We start from the raw sequence: 18015 nt of genomic DNA on the forward strand, positions 1-18015 counted from the left end.
CGGATAGGAATTTAATCAGCAAAACGGGCGGAGGCGATGGCTTTCCGCCGCGGGAGAATCCGATGAGAGAGCAGTCCCTGGCAGGGCAGGCCGCATTCGCGCCTGCCAATACGGCAGATATTGCCGATGCGATGATCGTGTCCTCCGGTCTGAGAGTCGAGGTCGACCGGCGGCGTGGACGTGGGGCGGGACTGAACCCGACAGGTCGGTTCGAAGCACAGCAGCGCGAGACCGTCGACGATGGCTGGCAGACGTGGGAAGAGCTGCCGCCCTTCAAGACCGAAGTACAGGTCGAGAAGCCGCGCACGGCCATCACCCGCAACGAATCGCCGGACCTTTCCTTCGACCGCTCGATCAATCCCTATCGCGGCTGCGAGCATGGCTGCATCTATTGTTTCGCCCGGCCGACACACGCCTATATGGGCCTTTCTGCAGGGCTCGATTTCGAGACGAAGCTCTTTGCCAAGCCCGATGCGGCAAAACTGCTGGAGCGGGAACTCGCCAAGCCCGGCTACAAGGTGCGGGTGATCGCGATCGGCACCAATACCGATCCCTATCAGCCGATCGAGAAGGAATGGCGCATCATGCGCGGCATTCTCGAGGTGTTGAACAAGGCGAACCATCCGGTATCGATCGTCACCAAGTCGGCGATGATCCTGCGTGATCTCGACATTTTGCAGGAGATGGCAGCTAAGAACCTGGTGCGCGTCGGCATCTCGGTGACCACGCTGGATCGCAAGCTTGCCCGGACGATGGAGCCGCGTGCCGCCACACCGCCGCGGCGGCTGGAGACGATCCACACCCTTGCCGAAGCAGGCATCCAGACGGCTGTCATGGCCGCACCGCTCATCCCGGCGCTGAACGACCACGAGCTGGAGCGCATCCTCGAATCGGCCAAGGCTGCCGGCGCCGCCGAGGCGAGCTATGTCATCCTCAGGCTGCCGCTCGAGGTCAGCCCGCTGTTTCGCGACTGGCTGCTGCAGCATTATCCCGATCGTTACCGGCACGTGATGTCGCTGGTGCGCTCGATGCGCGGCGGCAAGGATTATGATGCCGAATTCGGCAAGCGCATGAAGGGCGCCGGTCCCTATGCCTGGCAGATCGCAAGGCGCTTTGAGATGGCCGCCCGACGTTTCGGCCTGACGCGCCGCAGCGTGCCGTTGCGCGACGACCTGTTCGTGCCGCCGGACGGCAGCGGCGTGCAGCTGTCGCTGCTCTAGCCTTTTGTTTTTTACGCAATTCCGGACGGAAAACCGCTTCGCACTTTTCCTGGAATTGCTTCAAGCTTGCGCATCGGCTTCTCGATAAAACCGCCCTGTTTTCGAGCTCCGAGCGCAATTCCCGCGGATGGCCCTGACCGCCACCATCCGCCGGACCGGTCCCCGGCCGCCGCCCTGATCCGGGGACTTGCGGGAAATCGGGTTGGCGTGCGAGGTTCAGCCGCATGAAACCTCGCACGCCACCCGATTCTCCCCTGCTTTTCGACACGGCACCGCTCGTGCCGGATTTCAAACTCGAGCTCAAAGCCCGCAAGGCCGGCCATTGGCCGGTCGCCGGCGCCGATGAGGCTGGCCGTGGGCCGCTGGCGGGACCGGTCGTCGCTGCCGCCGTCATCCTCGATCCAAAGCGCATCCCCGAGGGTCTGAACGATTCCAAGCAGCTTTCGGCGCAACGGCGCGAGGAACTGTTCGTGCAGATTCTGGCGACCGCGACCGTTTCCATCGCCTCCTCGAGCTCGACGCGCATCGACGAGACGGATATCCGCAAGGCAAGCCTCGACGCCATGCGCCGCGCCATATGCAGCCTCGCCATTCCGGCCAGCTATGTGCTGACCGACGGGCTCGACGTGCCGCCCGGCCTCGATTGCCCCGGACAGGCCGTGGTCAAGGGTGATGCCCGCTCGGTCTCCATCGCCGCCGCCTCGATCGTCGCCAAGGTGACACGCGACCGGATGATGGCGCGGGCCCATCGTGTATTTCCGGATTACGGTTTTGCCGCGCATGTGGGCTACGGCACGGCGCAGCACCGCGCCGGCATTGAGAGGCACGGCCCCTGTTCGCTGCACCGGATGAGCTTCAGGCCGTTGCGCAAGACCGAGGATGGTCCCGAGACGGACGAGCTGCTTTCTGAGTAGTGCGCTTTTCAGGAGACCGGCATGCCAAACGCAACGGCCAGGTTAGGAAGTCGGCGCGTCTTGCTCCCTCTTCTCCCCAGCGGGGAGAAGGTGGCCCGAAGGGTCGGATGAGGGGGCCTCACGGCAGAACATTTGTTGTTGTGCTGAGCGAAAGCGAAGGGAATGAATGCTGTACCGTGTGGCCCCCTCATCCGCCTGCCGGCACTTCTCCCCGCTGGGGAGAAGAGACAAGTGGCGGCGTCACGCCTCGTTCTCAGCCGTTCCGGCGTTTGAGGTAGAGGCTGCGAAAAAAGAGCTTTGCCAAAAACCAAAGGCCGGGACATGCCCGGCCTTCGCTCTCAATCTTTTCGAAATTGCTCAGTTCAGCCGTGTCTTGACCTGGCCGACGGCAGTGCCGAAGAGCTCGGACTGGACCTTGGCGTCGGCCCGCTTGGCAAGCACGGTTTCGGCGGCCGCGATTGCGAGATCGACGGCGGCGGAACGTACCGCCTTCATCGCCTCGACCTCGGCCTGCTTGATCTTCTGCTCGGACAGCGCCGTGCGGTTGGCGACGAATTCTTCCGTCTTCTTCTTCGCCTCAGTGGTCAGCATTTCGGCTTCGCGCTCGGCGGCGGCAACGATGTGGGCCGCTTCGGCTTCCGCTTCCTTGCGCTTGCGCTGGTATTCGGCGAGCAGGTGCTGGGCCTCCTCACGCAGGCGCTTGGCTTCGGCCAATTCGTTGCGGATCTGGTCGGCGCGATCGTCGAGCGACCGTGCCAACATGCCCGGAACCTTCAGGTAAACGACCAGCGCCAGGAAGAGGACGAGGCCGACAAAGGCGAAGAAAGTCGCGTCAAAGGCAAATTCCATCGATCAAGCCTCCTTCTTGGCAGCCGCGACGGCGGCGGCGACATCGGCCTTGGCAACGGTACCGCCGATCAGCTGATCGACCACCGCAGCCGCCGTTTCCTCGGCAATGGTGCCGACGTCGGCGAAGGCCTTGGCCTTGATCTCGCCGATACGCAGCTCGGCAGCCTTGATCTTTTCCGAAAGGCTCGCCTCGACAGCGCGGCGTTCCTCTTCGGCCTTGGCCTTGGCGGCGTCGCGTGCGGCAGAGCCGATCGCGTTGGATTTGGCGCGGGCAGCGGCCAGTTCACCTTCATAGGTCTGGACGGCGGCGTCGGCTTCGCCCTTCAGGCGGCCTGCTTCTTCCAGATCCTGGGAGATGCGCGTGTGACGCTGATCGAGGATGGCCCCGATGCGCGGCGCGATGACCTTTTGCATGAGCAAATAGAAGACGCCGAACGTGATCACCAGCCAGAGCAGCTGGGACGCGAAGGTCGTCGAATCGAAAGGCGGGAAAGGGCCGCGGGCGTGTTCGCCTTCGGCAACACCAGTCTCGGTATGGACCTCGCCTGCGGCCGGAGCGGCGTGCGCATCCGTACCCGTCGCTGCCGCCGGTGCTTCCTCAGCGTAAGCCGGGGTCACAAAAAACATGCTCACCTCCAGGTGGACTGCAAATGCAAAGGATCACGGCTTGCGGTCGCAGGCCGTGATCCATCTATTCGCCGATATCAGACGGCGAAGAGGAGGAGGAGAGCGACGAGCAGCGAGAAGATGCCCAGAGCTTCCGTAACGGCGAAGCCGAATACCAGACGGCCGAACTGGCTGTCAGCGGCAGACGGATTGCGCAGTGCGCCGGAGAGGTAGCTGCCGAAAATATTGCCGAGGCCGAGAGCCGTACCGGCCATACCAAAGCAAGCCAGGCCTGCACCGATGTACTTTGCTGCTTCCGCTTCCATGTTGAACTCCTTTGAAATGGTTGTTGCGGCGAATGACTGACGCCCTTTGACGTCGATGTCGTTATCCTTAGTGCCCGCCCGGATGGATTGCATCGTTGAGGTACATGCAAGTCAGCACCGCAAAGACGTAAGCCTGAAGGAAGGCGACGAGGAACTCGAGACCGGTCAGGGCGACGGTCATGATGAGGGGAAGAACGGCGCCGCCGATACCGAGAGCACCCATGGTTCCGAGCGAGGCGACGAAGCCTGCGAACACTTTGAGCGTGATGTGGCCGGCGAGCATGTTGGCGAAGAGACGAACCGAGAGTGAAATCGGACGCGACAGGAAGGAGATGATTTCGATCGCGATGACTAGCGGCAGCAGAAGGCCCGGCACGCCCGAAGGCACGAAGACATTCAGGAAGTGGAAGCCGTGCTTATAGAAACCGTAGACGAGAACCGTGCCAATGACGAGCAGGGCAAGGGCGAAGGTGACGATGATCTGGCTCGTCACCGTGAAGAAATACGGGAACATGCCGAGCAGGTTCGCCGTCAGGACGAACATGAAGAGCGAAAAGACCAGCGGGAAGAACTTCATTCCCTGCTTGCCCGCGCCTTCCTTCAGCATGTTGGCGATGAATTCATAGGACATTTCCGCAACCGACTGCGAACGGCCCGGCACGATGGCGCGGTTCGAGGTCGCGAAATAGAGGAAGCCTGCAGCAGCGGCAGCCGAAACGGCCATGAAGAGCGATGCATTGGTGAACGAAAAATCAATTCCGCCGATTTCGATCGGCACAATCTTCTGGATCAGGAACTGATGAGTCGGATCGTTAGACACCGCTTGTTCTCTCTCTTTGGCCCGCAGGACGCGGGGTCATTGCACTGGACCGGGACCGGTCCTTATTTCTTGTCGTCTTTGTCGTCCAGGGGATGGGCCACCACCCCCGCAGAACGCAGCACGTTCAGAACGCCGGCACAAAATCCAAGAAGCAGAAGAACAATCAAACCCCAAGGCGCCGTGCCAACAAAACGGTCGAGGAGATAGCCAAGGAGAGCACCGACGACGATTGCGGAAATGAACTCGCTGGAAAGCTTCATCGCCTGGGCATAACCTTTGCGGCTTACCTCGGCGCGGGCTTCCCTAGCCTCGTCTTCTCCCGTCTCGACGCCCTTGGTCGCGAGTTTTGCTCCCAATTGCGCACGGCGCTTTTCTAGACTTTCCTCGCGGTCGTCCGCCATGGATCTCTCCTCGCCTGCCCGTCGCCCGCACTCCCGCTACCCCGGTCATTCGGACCCCGGACGCGAAGGTTGAGACCCTTCCGGCCCGTTCTGAAGTCGCGCGCAACATAGTTTTAGGGATTAGCATAGTCAAGGCGTAGACAGCATCTGTCCAGCGAGAAAATAATTCCATCAAATCAAAGAGATAAATCGACTCTGGATCGATCGCGCAAATTCGACGGAAAGAATCCGCTTTTCCGGGCCGGAAATCGGCTTGCCCCGGCGATTTATCTCAGCTCCAGCCGCCGCCATAGGTGCGATAGAAGACGTGAAGACCGATGCGGCCGACCTTTTCCATGGTCTTTGCCCATTTCGGGCGAACATAAACGGCATGGTAATGCGTCGCCGAACCCACCTGTGGCAGCCAGATCTTGCCTGATGTCACCGCCATCGCCACGTCGCGGGCGACTCTCCAGTGATATTCCGAATTCACCCTGTCCTTGATGCTGTCGCAGGCGAAGGAAAACTGGCAGCGGTTGCGCCAATCCTCGTTCTGATAGACGACGCCGCAGATGGTCTTCGGATAGGAAGGGTTGCGGACGCGGTTGAGGATGACCTGGGCGACGGCCGCCTGCCCCTTCACCGATTCTCCGCGCGCCTCGAAATAGATGCCGGAGGCAAGGCACTGCTGTTCGCGGGCTGAAAAGACGCTCGGCGCCAATATGCTTGCGGCCCAAGCATGGTCGCGCGGACCGATCTCCGGAACGAAGCGGCCGCTGTCCTGCTCGGTCAGGATCGAATCGAACGGCGATTGGCGGGCATAGTCGGGTGCTGCCGGCCCATAGGCGGTGGCCAGCACATCGGCCTTGCTGCTGGTGACGAGGCTTGCGAGCATCGCCGGCACGCCATTATCGGTCACCACCGGTTGCGTCTTATAGAAAGATGTGGCGATCTCGATTTCCTTGCCCTGGATCTTCGGTTTGACGAAGGCCGACCTGTCCTTGAGATCAAAGCTCGGGGTGAAGAGCATCTTCGTGCGCTCGAGGATCGAGCCGGCGGAAAAATCCTTCGGCGGCTGCATCTTCTCGACGGCGACGACGCGGCCTTTCTTGCTGCCGCGGTTGACGCGATCCTCGTCCGGCGTGTCCTCGTGGCCCCTATCCTTGGCAGTGCCTTTGTCTTTAGCGGTAAAAGCGACCTTGCGGCCATCGGGCAGCACCATGCCGGCGCCGGCGGAGATCGAACCCGTCACCATCGGCTCGGAGAAGGCGAGTTCGGCCTGGTGGATAGAGCCGGCCGGCGAATTGGTCAGCACCATGCGCCAGTTCTCCCCCTCATGATCGAGGCCGGTGAGCATAGCGGCGAGATCGGCATGGGATGCGACGCTCGGGAAGATCAGCCAGCCGGCGAGACCGAAGATTGCGGGCGACACCCAATTCTCGGGAATAAGACGCAGCTTGCTACGGGAAGGGCTCTTTCGACGCAACACGGACTCCGGGCATGGAACGCGGGAACATTCCATTGAAAATCCCGCATTAACCTTGATGTCCGGTTAACAGCTGTGCCGAAATGTGCCCATGAGAACTTTTGGATGTTCTAATGTTGGGGATAATTTCGTCCAGCTAGGGCGGATGCGCTCCTCCTGGCCCTATACCTGTTGGCCTGGCTCCCTAGGGCGAGTTCGAGGGGAACGATTCCCCGATCTCCGTCGTCCTCGGCCTTGAGCCGAGGACCCATGCCACAGCTGCTGGTGGGTGCCGTGTGGATGCTCGGCTCAAGGCCGAGCATGACGGAGGACGAGGCGGCGGAAGGGGGGCCATTCAAAGCACCCGCATCAGCAATTTCGCCCCACCCATCAAATAATAACGTGCGAGCCGAGCTCCACCACGCGGTTGGCCGGCAGGCGGAAGTAATCCGAAGGGTTGGCGGCGGCGTTGGCAAGCGCAATGTAGAGCCTGTCCTGCCAGTAGGGCATGCCCGACTTGGCGTCCGGCACCAGCTTGCGGCGGCCGAGATAGAAGGAGGTCGACATGATGTCGAACTTCAGTCCTGTCTTGCGCAATGTCGCCAAGGCCTGCGAGACGTTCTGCGATTCCATGAAGCCGAAGAGCAGTTCGACGCGGGAGAAACGCTCGGAAATCTGCTCGACCCTGTAGCGGTCGTGGCTTGGCACGCGCGGTTTGTTGACCGTGCGGATCGTCAGGATGACGTTGCGGTCATGAAGTACATGATTGTGCTTGAGATTGTGCAGAAGCGCGGCGGGAGCGGACTCCGGATCGCTGGTCAGGAAGATCGCGGTGCCCGGAACCTGGGCCGGCGAATGTTCGCTCTTGCGCTCGATCGAGCTGACGAAGGAGGCGAGCGGAATATCGGTGTGGCGGGTCTTTTCCATCAGGATCGCGGTGCCGCGACGCCAGGTCCACATGACGACGGTAAAGGCGGTGGCGATCAGAATCGGGATATAGCCGCCGTCGTGGATCTTCAAAAGGTTGGCGCCGAGGAAGATCAATTCGAGCACGACCAGCGGCGCGAGCGCGATCACAGCAACGGGAAGCGACCAGTTCCAGCGGGCGCGGACGAATTCGAAGGCCATGATCGAGGTGACGACCATGGCGCCGGTGACGGAGATGCCATAGGCGGTCGCCAGCGCGTCCGAAGTCTTGAAACTCAAGACTAGGAAGATGACGCCGATGAACAGCACGGCGTTGACCGAAGGTACGAAGATCTGCCCGGTATTGGTTTCCGAGGTGAAGAGGATTTCCATGCGCGGCAGGAAGCCGAGGTTGATGCCTTGGCGCACCATCGAGAAAGCGCCGGTGATGACCGCCTGGCTGGCGATGATCGTTGCGGCGGTCGCCAGTATGACGACGGGCAGCAGAGCCCATTTCGGATACATCAGATAGAAGGGATCGGACATCGTCATCGGATTGCCGAGAACAAGCGCCCCCTGCCCGAGATAGTTCAGCGTCAGCGCCGGGAAAACCAGCAGGAACCAGGCCCACTGGATCGGGCGGCGGCCGAAATGGCCGAGATCGGCATAGAGCGCCTCGGCGCCCGTCACCGTCAGGAAGACGGCGCCGAGCACGACGACGCCGTAAAAGCCCTCATGCAGCAGGAAGGCGACGGCATAATAGGGATTGAAGGCGGCAAGGATGCCGTAATCGTCCGAGATATGGGAAATGCCGGCGGCAGCCATGACGAGGAACCAGACGGCGGTGATCGGGCCGAAGAACTTCGCGACGGCGCCGGTGCCCCGCGATTGCACGACGAAGAGCAGCGCCAGGATCACCACCGAGATCGGCACGATATATTCCGCGAAGCTGGGTGTGACAAGCTTCAGACCCTCGACGGCCGACAGCACGGATAGAGCCGGCGTGATCATCGCATCGCCGAGAAAGAGGGCAGCACCCATCAGGCCGAGCAGCATCAGAATGGCGGTGTGGCCGTTGGCGGTCTTCATCAGCAGGGCAAGCAGCGACAGCGTGCCACCCTCGCCGTCATTGTCGGCGCGCAGCAGGAAGAGCACATATTTGATCGTAACGATGATCGTCAGCGCCCAGATCATCAGCGAGATCAGGCTGATGACTTCGAAACGGGTGACGCCGTCATGGGCCACCGGCTTCAGTGCCTCGCGAAAGGCATAGAGCGGGCTGGTGCCGATATCGCCGTAGACGACTCCGACGGAACCTAGCCCGAGATAGAACAGCTTTTTCGGCGTCATATGGCGTTCGTTCGGATGGCTATCTTCGGACATGAAGTTTCAACAGGCTCCTCAGAGCCAGCCTTTCCAGCGGAAAAAGAAAAAAGGAATGACGGCGGATAACACCATCAGGGCCAGCGAATAGGGATAACCCGCGGCCCAGGTGAGTTCCGGCATGACCTGAAAGTTCATACCATAGACGGAGGCGACCAATGTCGGCGGCAAGAATACCACTGAGGCAATCGAGAAAATCTTGATGATTGAGTTCTGCTCGATGTTGATCAGCCCGAGCGAAGCATCGAGCAGGAAGGTGATGTTGGCGGCGACGAAGGAAGCATGCTCCGACAGCGACTGGATATCGCGGGAAACAGTGCGGCAGAGCTCCTTCGCCTCACGGTCCTGCTGGATCGCCGGGATCGTGTGAAAGAACGTCAGTAGGCGGGCAAGCGAACCGAGACTGTCACGCACCTTGCTGATCATCCGGTGATGGCCGGCAATATCGCGCAACTTCTCCTCGAGGTAGTTCGAGGGCTTGCGCACTTTCCTTGCCCGGTCGCCGAAGACATGCATCGACAAGATGTCGATGCGCGAGACGGAGATCTCGAGGATCTCGGCGGTGCGGTCAACGATCGTCTCCAAGAGCTTGGCGAGAAGGGCAGCGCCGCTGCGCCAGTTTTCCGGCAGCCGGTGGAGAGCGGCGATGAACAGTGCAAAGGATTTGGGATGGGCGTAGCGAATGGTGACCAGGCGATTTCCAGCCAGGATGAAAGCGACATCTGTCAGCGTCGGCACGTCGGTGTCAGCCTTCCAGAGCAGCGAGGCGGTCATGAAGACGGCGTCGTTTTCGACATAGAGACGGGCGGAAGGCTCGATATCCTTGAGGTCGTCGCGGGTCGGGACCTCGATGCCGAGAACCTTCTCCACATAGAGTTCCTCATCGCGGGTCGGCTCGATCATGTCGATCCAGACGACATCCTCGGGAAAGGACGCGGCGTGCGACAGATCGCGAATCTCGACCGACCTGCAATTGGAACAGTAAGCGGTAATCACCGGTCGTCTCTCCGGCTGCATCCAACCCTAAAGGCCGGCATGCGCGTTGTGCTCAACCGCATCGCAGTTCCCAACCCTTCGATCGACAAGACAACTCCGAACTTGCAGGCGGGCCGGCTTCTTCGAAACGAAGACAGCCGTCACTGAGCATCTGCAGCAAAATGCCATCATGGCGCCGCGGCATATGAAGCAAAGCCGTGAAATAATCAAGACATCTTCCGTGAAACGCGGCTTTTCACCACGTTTCCCCCACAATTAGGGGTATCCGCCGCGGCGATTCGGCGCCCTCTAACGTGCCGCGCATTGCAGCTGATCCATGCGATGCGCTTCAGCTTCTTGTTTATGCATGCCGCTATCCCGGAACCGCTTCACACTTCCGGGCGACATGCATTTGTTTCTGCATGCCGTTATCCCGGAACCGTTGCACACTTCCGGGCGGCATGCATTATTCGAAGACGATTGTCGGTGCCGGACGCTGGGACTGGCCGGCGATCTGTTCCCAGACCTTGGCGGCGATGCCGCGATAGATGCCGGCGACGACGCCGTTCGGCTCGGAGGCGACGAGCGGCGTGCCGGCGTCGGAGGTTTCGCGAATATTCATCGTCAGCGGCACTTCGCCGAGGAAGGGCACGCCGATGCGCTCTGCCTCCTTGCGGGCGCCGCCATGGCCGAAGATGTCGTAGCGGGTGCCGGTATCCGGGGCGATGAAATAGCTCATATTCTCGACGATGCCGAGCACCGGCACCTCGACCTTACGAAACATGTTGAGACCCTTGCGGGCATCGATCAGCGCGAGATCCTGTGGCGTCGAGACGATGACGGCGCCGGCAAGCGGCACCTGCTGGGCCATGGTCAATTGGGCGTCGCCGGTGCCGGGCGGCATATCGACGACGAGAACGTCGAGCTCGCCCCAGGCGACTTCGCGCAGCATCTGCAACAGCGCCGACTGGACCATCGGCCCGCGCCAGATCATTGCCGTCTCCTCGTCGACAAGGAAACCCATCGACATGACCTTGAGGCCATAATTCTCCATCGGATTGATGATGCGGCCGTCGATCTGCGTCGGGCGGCCGGATATCTTTAAGAGCCGCGGCATCGAGGGACCATATATATCGGCATCGAGAATGCCGACACGAAGACCGTTGGCGAGCAGGCCGAGTGCGAGATTGACGGCGGTGGTCGATTTGCCGACCCCACCCTTGCCCGAGGCGACGGCGATGATGGCGCCGATGCCGGGCACGCCGATCTTGCCGGCGCGCTGCGGCTGTTGAGGAGCGTGGGCGTGGCCCGCATGATCATGTTGGTGATCGTGGCCGGCATGGCCGTGAGGCGGGTTCGGCCGGGCCGCCGGAGCGGCCGCCGCCGCCTTCTTGTCGGCAGTCAGCGTGACGAGGGCGCCCTTGACGCCCGGCATTTCCTTGATGACCCGCTCGGCGGCGAGCCGCATCGGCTCCAGCTCCTTGGCGCGATCGGCCGGGACGGTGATGGAGAAATAAACCTTGCCGTCGGAGATGAAGACATCGGAGACCATGCCGAGCTCGACGATATCGTGCTCGAGATCCGGTCCCCGCACGGTCTTCAGCGTTTCGAGAACCTGTTCCTTGGTGACGTCGGCCATTCCACCCTCACTGCTTCTTGCAGATCACAAATAGTGGAGACGGAAGCCTTCGCCAAACAAAATCATCGGGAGGAAAATCCGGCGCGCCAAAAGAGCGCCGGGGAGACTTGGCAATCCGTTGCGGCCATCAAGTCCGCCGGGCTTTCGCCCTGATGGCCGCAACGGTCCCCGAGAACCGGCGCAATCCGGGGCGAACTAGAGCAAGCCGAAAAAAAGACCAGCGAAAAGTGAACGAGGAAGACGAAATCGCAGACAGCCGGGAAAGAAGCGGTGCCAAAACGCAACAACCGCCGCCGACACCGAAGAGCCGGGAGAGAAGCGGCATCGGCGTCGGGCAGCGGTGTGTCGGCCGCGCCATTTCCTGGCGCTGGTCTCAAAGTCCCCTCTGGACCTCTCGCACAAGAGATGCAGAAAGCGTGCCAGATGGAAAATTAGTAAAAACAGCGCAAAAGCGTTTGCGACAGCCCCTCGGCGGGAAAGATATGCCTACGCGCTGGGCGACTTCGAAAGCCGTCGGTTGTTTTTTGCAACTTATTTGATCAGGCCGATGCGCAACGCCTTGGCGACCGCCTGAGTGCGGTTGACCGTGTCGAGCTTCTTGGTGGCGCGGTTGAGGTAGTGATTGACCGTATGCTCGGACAGCGTCAGGATTTCGGCGATTTCGGCGCTGGTCTTGCCGGCCGCCGTCCAGTTGAGGCAATCGATCTCGCGGTCGGTCAGCGTGTCCGTCATGCGCGTATCGAGGTTGCGGATCTCGGCGAGCCTGTCGAAGACATGGATGGCGATGTAGCAGAGCTCGCGCATTTCCGCCGGGCTGAAGGGCTCGCGGTCGCCGGCGAAAGAGACGGCGCCGCGCAGGCCGGAGGGCTCATGCGTCGGGAAATAGGCGCAGCGCATCATCTTGAAACGCTCGAACAGGGAGGCGACGAGAATGGACTTGCCGTCGTCCCGCGACCAGTTCTGCCGCGACATGTCGTAGAAGAAGGGCCGCGCGGATGTTCTGAGCCGCCTGAGGACCGGGCTGTTCACCAACAAGCCTTCCTGGTCGTAGAGCGCCAGAAGCTCGGCCGGCCAGCTGGTGATGACAGTGCTGCCCTGAAGATCGAAGGAGGTGATCGGCGGCAGGTTGAGAACCATGAAGGCACGGCTGCGATAGGCTTCCGTCACGCGTTTCATGAAACGGAAAATATCGAACTGGGTCTTCAGGCCCGCTATTTCCTGAACATAGTCGTCTTCTTCCGTGGATGTCTGCGACAAGGGTGCCATCACATTTCTTCATCTTCGGCACAGCGGCCGGCAAACCATTCGCGAAACCTGCCCACCATGGGGGTTTCGATTGCATCGGAGAACGACGATCGCTGGTTGAAATCGGCTTGAGCGTTGAGCGTTCGGCCGGCTGGTTGTAGATTTCGCGGACCGTTCTAGTTGTGGTGATTCGCCGAAAAATCTCAATATCGCGCTTATCATAAGTATGCTCTGCGACTACGTCCAGCAGTAGCCGATGGCGATTTTTCCGTCAGCGGCGCGGACCGAGACGGACGCGCATGCCTTCCATGATCCTGACAGCCGCCAGTTGAACCGGAACGACCCATTGGTGCAGAAGTTCCATCGACAAGCGATAGGCCGGGCCGGTAATCGAAATGCCCCCCATGAAGGTCCGATCCTCCGACCAGACGGGCGCGGCAACGCAGCGAATGCCGGCCTCATGTTCTTCGCGGTCGAAGGCATAGCCCTGATCGGCAATCTCGCGGATTTCAGCAAGCAGCGTTTCGGCAGAGACATGGGTCGAGGCGGTAAAGCTGGTGAAGCTCAGGCCGGCAAGCAGATCGACGAGGTTTTCGGCCGGCAGCAGCGAAAGGGCGGCCTTGCCGACGCCGGTGCAATAACAGGGCGAGGCATTGCCGATCTGCGAATACATGCGCACCGGCTGACGGCCTTCGACCTTGTCGAGATAGATGATCGACTGCCCCCTGAGGACGCCGAGATGCACCGTTTCGCCGGTCGCCTGCTGCAGATCTCTGAGGTGCGGTTCGGCAATCAGGCGAAATTCGTTGCGCGCCCAGCTGCGCGCGGCGAAATCGAGAAGGCGCAGGCCGGGCGCATAACGGCCGTCGCCATCGAGCTCGAGCAGCCCCTCCTCCACCAGGTGGGTGAGCTGGCGATGCAGCGTGCCGCGCGGCTGGCCGGCAAGGGCTAGGATATCGGTGAACCGCAACGGCGCATCGGCATGGGTGACGAGATCGAGCAGAACCATCAGTTTGCCGAGCGTGCCGGTCTCGCGTGCCTGTGCCGTGCTTTCGCCGTTTGAATTCATCGCCTCGTCCGCCCTTGACAGAAAGGGCAGTGTAATTCGATAATTCCATATAGTCAAATTAGGTTCCAAATAATGGAACAATCAAGTCGGGAGGCGACGGTGACCATGATGGCAGCACAATTTCCCGAGTTCAAAGAACGAGCCGTGCTGGTGACCGGCGGCGGATCGGGGATAGGTGCTGCGATCGTCGAAGGTTTCGCGCGCCAGGGCGCCAAGGTCTCGTTCATCGATATCGCCGAGGCCGCCGGCCGCGAACTTGCCGAAAGGCTATCGCGGGAGACGGCGCATCCGGTCTCCTTTTACCATGGCGACCTGCGCGACATCGCGGCGATCCGGCACACGGTCGATACCGTCACTGCCAGCTCGGGGCCGATCCGGGTGCTGGTCAACAATGCCGCCTGGGACGACCGCCATGAATTCGACGCGGTGACCGAGGCCTATTGGGACAACAATCAGGCGGTCAACCTCAAACATGTGTTCTTCACCTCGCAGGCAGTCGTGCCGTCGATGCGGACGGCCGGCGGCGGGGCGATCATCAATATGTCGTCAATCGCCTTCAAGCTGAACATGGGCGGTTTTCCCGCCTATGCGGCAGCCAAGGCTGCGGTCGTCGGGCTGACGAAGAGCCTGGCGGGCAGGCTCGGGCCGGAGAACATCCGGGTCAACTGCATCCTGCCCGGCATGGTCGTCACCGAGCGGCAGATGCAGCACTGGCTCACCGAGGAGAGCATTGCGCGCTCGGTCGAGGACCAGTGCCTGAAGGTCGCGCTCAAACCCGATGCGATCGTCGGTCCCTGCCTGTTTCTTGCATCCGACTGTGCATCGGCGATGACCGCCCAGTCCCTGATTGTCGATGGAGGCGTTCTGTAATGGCAAATCCAGCTTATGTCGCGGTGGACTGGGGCACCAGCAGCTTTCGGCTCTGGCTGATCGGCAGGGACGGCACCGTCCTTGCCGAGCGCCGCAGCGGCGAAGGCATGACGAGCGCCGCAAAGACCGGCTTTTCCGCCGTGCTTGCCGGCCATCTCGCCGCCATCGAGGCGCCGGAAAACCTGCCGGTGATCGTCTGCGGCATGGCCGGCGCGCGGCAGGGTTGGGTCGAGGCCGGTTATATCGATGTGCCGGCGCCGCTCGCTTCGATCCTGACCGGGGCCGTCTCCGTACCCGGGGAAAGCCGCGACATTCGTATCCTGCCAGGCCTTGCCCAGCGGGACATCGCAACGCCCGACGTCATGCGCGGCGAGGAGACCCAGCTTATCGGCGCACTCGGCCGCGCAAGCTCCGGGGCGCAGGCAGTCTGCATGCCCGGCACGCATTCGAAATGGGTGCATGTGACGGACAGCAAGGTCACCGGCTTTTCGACCTTCATGACCGGCGAGCTTTTCGACGTCATCAGCAAACACACGATCCTTTCGCACGCCGTTGCCGGCGCAGAAGAGCAGCCGGCGGATGCGGCAGCCTTCGAGGCGGCGGTCGCGGCCGCTTTCGCACGCCCGGCCCTTGCTTCCAACCTGCTCTTTGCCGCCCGCTCAGGACAGCTCCTGCACGGGATCTCGGCCGCCGCCGCGCAAGCCCGGCTTTCCGGCACGCTGATCGGCCTCGAAATCGCCGGGGCGCTGCAGGACGCGGCCACCGGCATCACCCTCGTCGCCTCCGGGCGCCTGCAGGCGCTCTACGAACAGGCCTTCAAAACCCTCTCCCTTGCCTTCACCGCCATCGACGCCGACGCCGCCGTGCGCCGCGGGCTTTCGGCCGCCGCCGAAGCCATCTGGCCGAATTGAGAAAGCTGACACGATGAACCGTATCCCCTTCCCCCACATGAAGCGCCCGCTGATCGCCATCCTTCGCGGTATTAGGCCTGATGAGACCGAAAGCGTCGTCGGTGCCTTGATCGACAATGGCCTGACAGCGATCGAGATCCCGCTCAATTCGCCGAAGCCGTTCAAATCCATCGAGATCGCCGCGAAGATGGCGCCGGCAGACGTGCTGATCGGCGCCGGCACGGTGCTGAGCGTCGAGGCGGTCGACAGCCTGCATGCGGCCGGCGGCACGCTGCTGGTCACGCCGAATGTCGAGCCCGAGGTGATCATCCGGGCGCGCGAATACGGCATGGTGACGATGCCGGGCGTCTTCACGCCGACCGAGGCGCTGGCCGCGGCACGCGCCGGCGCCACCGGTCTCAAATTCTTTCCGGCCAGCGTGCTCGGCCCTTCCGGCATCACCGCGATCCGGGCCATCCTGCCGCCGGAACTGACGATTGCCGCGGTCGGCGGTGTCTCGGACAAGAATTTCGGCGATTATACCAAGGCCGGCATCTTCGCCTTCGGCCTCGGCACCAGCATCTACAAGCCAGGAATGACTGCGTCAGAGGTTGCCGAGCGCGCCAAGGCGACCATTTACGCCTATGATGCAGCCATTGGGAGCGTGAACGTATGACCGATATTTATGAGTTCGAGGGCAAAACACTTTGCAATACCAATTCCGTTCTCGGTGAAGGCCCGACCTATGATCCGGACAGCAACACCGTCTGGTGGTTCAACATCCTTGGCAAGGAACTGCACGAGCTCAATCTTTCGACGGGCGAGAAAAAGGTGCATCCGCTGCCTGTGATGGCGAGCGTGCTTGCCCGCATCGACGCCGGGCGGCAGCTGATCGCGACGGAAGAAGGGCTTTTCGTGCGCGATGTGGCGAGCGGCAACCTCACCTTCTACGCCGCGCTCGAAAACGACAGGCCGGAAAACCGTTCGAACGACGGCCGCACGCATCCTTCCGGCGCGCTCTGGATCGGCACGATGAGCAAGCGGGCGGAAAACCAGGCCGGCGCCATCTATCATGTCGCCAGCGGCAAGGTGACGAAGATCTTCAACGGCATCAGCATCCCGAATTCGATCTGCTTCTCGCCGGACGGCACCATCGGCTACTTTACGGATTCCCGCATCAACCGGCTGATGCGCGTCATGGTCGATCCGCAGACCGGCCTGCCCTCGGGCGAACCGATCGTGCTCGTCGACAGCATGGACGACCCCGGCGACATCGACGGCTCGGTGGTCGATGCCGACGGCTATCTGTGGAATGCGCGCTGGGGCGCCGGCGTCGTCGACCGCTACAGTCCGGACGGCCTGCGCATCTCGCGCTACAAGGTTCCCGCCGTCCAGCCCTCCTGCCCCGCCTTCATCGGCGTCAATGCCGACCGCCTGGCGGTGACGACCGCCTGGGAAGGGCTCGACGAGGATGCCCGTTCGGCCCAGCCGAGCGCCGGTGCGCTGCTGGAACTCGGCATCGACGTCAAAGGCGTGTTCGATCCCGTCTATGTGATCTGATTTTTGCTTGCCAGCGGCGATCAGAGGCGCTCCCCCATCGGGGCGCCTTTTTCTCGTTTTGGCGGCAGCCCTTCGATAAATGTTCCGTGAGAATCGAGAAATTTTCCGTGTTTTCAACCGGAACCAATCGCGCCACCAGCCATTCTCCTTTCGAACCGACGCGGCAACGTGACCTGAGAAACAGGTGTTGCCGGGTCAGCGATCACTCTAGGGAAAAACGAAGGTAGGTTCGAAATGACACGCAAACTCCTGACGACCGTTGCCGCTGGCGCACTGTTTGCCACGGCTTTCGCACCGGCGGCATTCTCGCAGACGGCGCCGCAGCCTGCGGACCCCGCCGCCCCGACACAGGCAGCTCCCGCCGATCCGGCAGCCCCGAAGCCGCCGATCACCCCTGACGTCACCAAGCCTGCAGGCGATGCCGCACAGGCGCCCGCCCCGGCCCCGACGGCAGACACGGCTCAGGCCGGCTATCTGACGGAACAGTCTCCGGATCAGGTCAGCGCCAATACCTATATCGGCCAGTCGGTCTATAACGGCAACAATGAAAGCATCGGCAGCGTCAACGACCTGATCCTCAAGAAGGACGGCGGCATGGTTGCTGCAATCGTTGGCGTCGGCGGCTTCCTCGGCATCGGTGAAAAGAACGTCGCTGTGCCGATGGAAAAGATCACCGTCGCCCAGAACACCCAGGACGGCAGCGTCAAGCTGACGACCAGTGAAACGGCTGAATCGCTGAAGGCCGCACCTGAGTTCAAGACGCTGGCAATGCAGTCGGCCGAAAAGGCTCCGGCTGCCACCGGTACCGATACCACGGCAACCGGCTCGACCACGCCCAAGTAATCCGTGCGCGGTAGTATAGCGTAGGCGATGGCGCTCCTAGGGGCGCCATTGCTTT

Annotated in this window: 18 protein-coding genes; 7 read left to right on the top strand and 11 right to left on the bottom strand. The window is 61.7% G+C overall.

What is annotated here, in order from left to right; genetic code table 11:
- The first annotated feature begins 62 nt into the window (after positions 1-62).
- On the top strand, positions 63-1220 hold the full coding sequence (locus tag OIU37_RS14705) for a PA0069 family radical SAM protein (protein WP_168311403.1): 1158 nt from the start codon (positions 63-65) through the stop codon (positions 1218-1220).
- A 224-nt stretch (positions 1221-1444) separates the two neighbouring features.
- Positions 1445-2134 (top strand): ribonuclease HII, encoded by a 690-nt coding sequence (locus tag OIU37_RS14710; RefSeq protein WP_168311404.1) that lies wholly within the window; start codon positions 1445-1447, stop codon positions 2132-2134.
- A gap of 357 nt (positions 2135-2491) precedes the next feature.
- On the opposite strand, the gene OIU37_RS14715 is transcribed toward OIU37_RS14710, so the two are convergent.
- The 11 genes from OIU37_RS14715 to OIU37_RS14765 all read right to left on the bottom strand — a co-directional run bounded on the left by OIU37_RS14715 (position 2492) and on the right by OIU37_RS14765 (position 13797).
- On the bottom strand, positions 2492-2983 hold the full coding sequence (locus OIU37_RS14715; protein ID WP_171601464.1) for a F0F1 ATP synthase subunit B: 492 nt from the start codon (positions 2981-2983) through the stop codon (positions 2492-2494).
- Positions 2984-2986: 3 nt separating this feature from the next.
- The gene (locus OIU37_RS14720; RefSeq protein ID WP_065282341.1) at positions 2987-3610 is read right to left on the bottom strand and encodes a F0F1 ATP synthase subunit B; all 624 of its coding nucleotides are present in this window, start codon (positions 3608-3610) and stop codon (positions 2987-2989) included.
- 77 nt (positions 3611-3687) lie between these two features.
- Positions 3688-3915 (bottom strand): F0F1 ATP synthase subunit C, encoded by a 228-nt coding sequence (locus tag OIU37_RS14725; RefSeq protein ID WP_003545854.1) that lies wholly within the window; start codon positions 3913-3915, stop codon positions 3688-3690.
- 67 nt (positions 3916-3982) lie between these two features.
- Positions 3983-4735 (bottom strand): F0F1 ATP synthase subunit A, encoded by a 753-nt coding sequence (locus tag OIU37_RS14730; RefSeq protein ID WP_064651444.1) that lies wholly within the window; start codon positions 4733-4735, stop codon positions 3983-3985.
- Between the two features lie 62 nt (positions 4736-4797).
- Complete coding sequence (locus tag OIU37_RS14735) at positions 4798-5136, bottom strand: AtpZ/AtpI family protein (protein WP_012756239.1); 339 nt, start codon at positions 5134-5136, stop codon at positions 4798-4800.
- Between the two features lie 271 nt (positions 5137-5407).
- Positions 5408-6637 carry a cell wall hydrolase gene (locus OIU37_RS14740; protein WP_180693673.1) on the bottom strand — a complete coding sequence of 410 codons (1230 nt, stop codon included), beginning with the start codon at positions 6635-6637 and terminating at the stop codon, positions 5408-5410.
- Between the two features lie 333 nt (positions 6638-6970).
- Entirely contained in the window at positions 6971-8869 is a 1899-nt protein-coding gene (locus OIU37_RS14745; protein ID WP_171601466.1) for a potassium transporter Kup, read from the bottom strand.
- Positions 8870-8887: 18 nt separating this feature from the next.
- Positions 8888-9865, bottom strand: a complete 978-nt coding sequence (locus OIU37_RS14750; protein WP_319004728.1) for a magnesium transporter CorA family protein — start codon at positions 9863-9865, stop codon at positions 8888-8890.
- A 445-nt stretch (positions 9866-10310) separates the two neighbouring features.
- On the bottom strand, positions 10311-11483 hold the full coding sequence (locus OIU37_RS14755) for an Mrp/NBP35 family ATP-binding protein (protein WP_180693675.1): 1173 nt from the start codon (positions 11481-11483) through the stop codon (positions 10311-10313).
- Positions 11484-12014: 531 nt separating this feature from the next.
- The gene (locus OIU37_RS14760; protein WP_264257920.1) at positions 12015-12749 is read right to left on the bottom strand and encodes a LuxR family transcriptional regulator; all 735 of its coding nucleotides are present in this window, start codon (positions 12747-12749) and stop codon (positions 12015-12017) included.
- A gap of 250 nt (positions 12750-12999) precedes the next feature.
- Complete coding sequence (locus OIU37_RS14765) at positions 13000-13797, bottom strand: IclR family transcriptional regulator (protein ID WP_264257922.1); 798 nt, start codon at positions 13795-13797, stop codon at positions 13000-13002.
- A 105-nt stretch (positions 13798-13902) separates the two neighbouring features.
- Here OIU37_RS14765 and OIU37_RS14770 point away from each other — a divergent pair, with 105 nt between their 5' ends.
- From OIU37_RS14770 to OIU37_RS14790, 5 genes are all read left to right on the top strand, one after another.
- Positions 13903-14667, top strand: coding sequence for an SDR family NAD(P)-dependent oxidoreductase (locus tag OIU37_RS14770; RefSeq protein ID WP_372353369.1), 765 nt, complete (start codon positions 13903-13905; stop codon positions 14665-14667).
- Positions 14667-15578, top strand: a complete 912-nt coding sequence (locus tag OIU37_RS14775; RefSeq protein ID WP_264257923.1) for a 2-dehydro-3-deoxygalactonokinase — start codon at positions 14667-14669, stop codon at positions 15576-15578. The genes OIU37_RS14770 and OIU37_RS14775 overlap by 1 nt, the downstream gene beginning before the upstream one ends.
- A 13-nt stretch (positions 15579-15591) precedes the next feature.
- Entirely contained in the window at positions 15592-16233 is a 642-nt protein-coding gene (locus OIU37_RS14780) for a 2-dehydro-3-deoxy-6-phosphogalactonate aldolase (RefSeq protein ID WP_264257925.1), read from the top strand.
- Positions 16230-17117 (top strand): SMP-30/gluconolactonase/LRE family protein, encoded by an 888-nt coding sequence (locus tag OIU37_RS14785; RefSeq protein WP_182210435.1) that lies wholly within the window; start codon positions 16230-16232, stop codon positions 17115-17117. The genes OIU37_RS14780 and OIU37_RS14785 overlap by 4 nt, the downstream gene beginning before the upstream one ends.
- Before the next feature lie 234 nt (positions 17118-17351).
- Positions 17352-17960: a PRC-barrel domain-containing protein gene (locus OIU37_RS14790; RefSeq protein ID WP_171601474.1), complete on the top strand. Its 609-nt coding sequence runs from the start codon at positions 17352-17354 to the stop codon at positions 17958-17960.
- The last annotated feature ends 55 nt before the right edge of the window (positions 17961-18015 follow it).

The sequence above is a fragment of the Rhizobium sp. BT-226 genome, from assembly GCF_025847085.2.
GTDB lineage: Bacteria > Pseudomonadota > Alphaproteobacteria > Rhizobiales > Rhizobiaceae > Rhizobium > Rhizobium sophorae.

Excerpts from the sequence above, each read along its gene's own strand:
- OIU37_RS14775 (WP_264257923.1), top strand. The coding sequence starts at position 14,667 with ATGGCAAATCCAGCTTATGTCGCGGTGGACTGGGGCACCAGCAGCTTT.
- OIU37_RS14725 (WP_003545854.1), bottom strand. The coding sequence starts at position 3,915 with ATGGAAGCGGAAGCAGCAAAGTACATCGGTGCAGGCCTGGCTTGCTTT.
- OIU37_RS14770 (WP_372353369.1), top strand. The coding sequence starts at position 13,903 with ATGATGGCAGCACAATTTCCCGAGTTCAAAGAACGAGCCGTGCTGGTG.
- OIU37_RS14785 (WP_182210435.1), top strand. The coding sequence starts at position 16,230 with ATGACCGATATTTATGAGTTCGAGGGCAAAACACTTTGCAATACCAAT.
- OIU37_RS14755 (WP_180693675.1), bottom strand. The coding sequence starts at position 11,483 with ATGGCCGACGTCACCAAGGAACAGGTTCTCGAAACGCTGAAGACCGTG.
- OIU37_RS14765 (WP_264257922.1), bottom strand. The coding sequence starts at position 13,797 with ATGAATTCAAACGGCGAAAGCACGGCACAGGCACGCGAGACCGGCACG.
- OIU37_RS14740 (WP_180693673.1), bottom strand. The coding sequence starts at position 6,637 with ATGGAATGTTCCCGCGTTCCATGCCCGGAGTCCGTGTTGCGTCGAAAG.
- OIU37_RS14735 (WP_012756239.1), bottom strand. The coding sequence starts at position 5,136 with ATGGCGGACGACCGCGAGGAAAGTCTAGAAAAGCGCCGTGCGCAATTG.
- OIU37_RS14745 (WP_171601466.1), bottom strand. The coding sequence starts at position 8,869 with ATGTCCGAAGATAGCCATCCGAACGAACGCCATATGACGCCGAAAAAG.
- OIU37_RS14705 (WP_168311403.1), top strand. The coding sequence starts at position 63 with ATGAGAGAGCAGTCCCTGGCAGGGCAGGCCGCATTCGCGCCTGCCAAT.
- OIU37_RS14720 (WP_065282341.1), bottom strand. The coding sequence starts at position 3,610 with ATGTTTTTTGTGACCCCGGCTTACGCTGAGGAAGCACCGGCGGCAGCG.
- OIU37_RS14715 (WP_171601464.1), bottom strand. The coding sequence starts at position 2,983 with ATGGAATTTGCCTTTGACGCGACTTTCTTCGCCTTTGTCGGCCTCGTC.
- OIU37_RS14780 (WP_264257925.1), top strand. The coding sequence starts at position 15,592 with ATGAACCGTATCCCCTTCCCCCACATGAAGCGCCCGCTGATCGCCATC.
- OIU37_RS14760 (WP_264257920.1), bottom strand. The coding sequence starts at position 12,749 with ATGGCACCCTTGTCGCAGACATCCACGGAAGAAGACGACTATGTTCAG.
- OIU37_RS14710 (WP_168311404.1), top strand. The coding sequence starts at position 1,445 with ATGAAACCTCGCACGCCACCCGATTCTCCCCTGCTTTTCGACACGGCA.
- OIU37_RS14790 (WP_171601474.1), top strand. The coding sequence starts at position 17,352 with ATGACACGCAAACTCCTGACGACCGTTGCCGCTGGCGCACTGTTTGCC.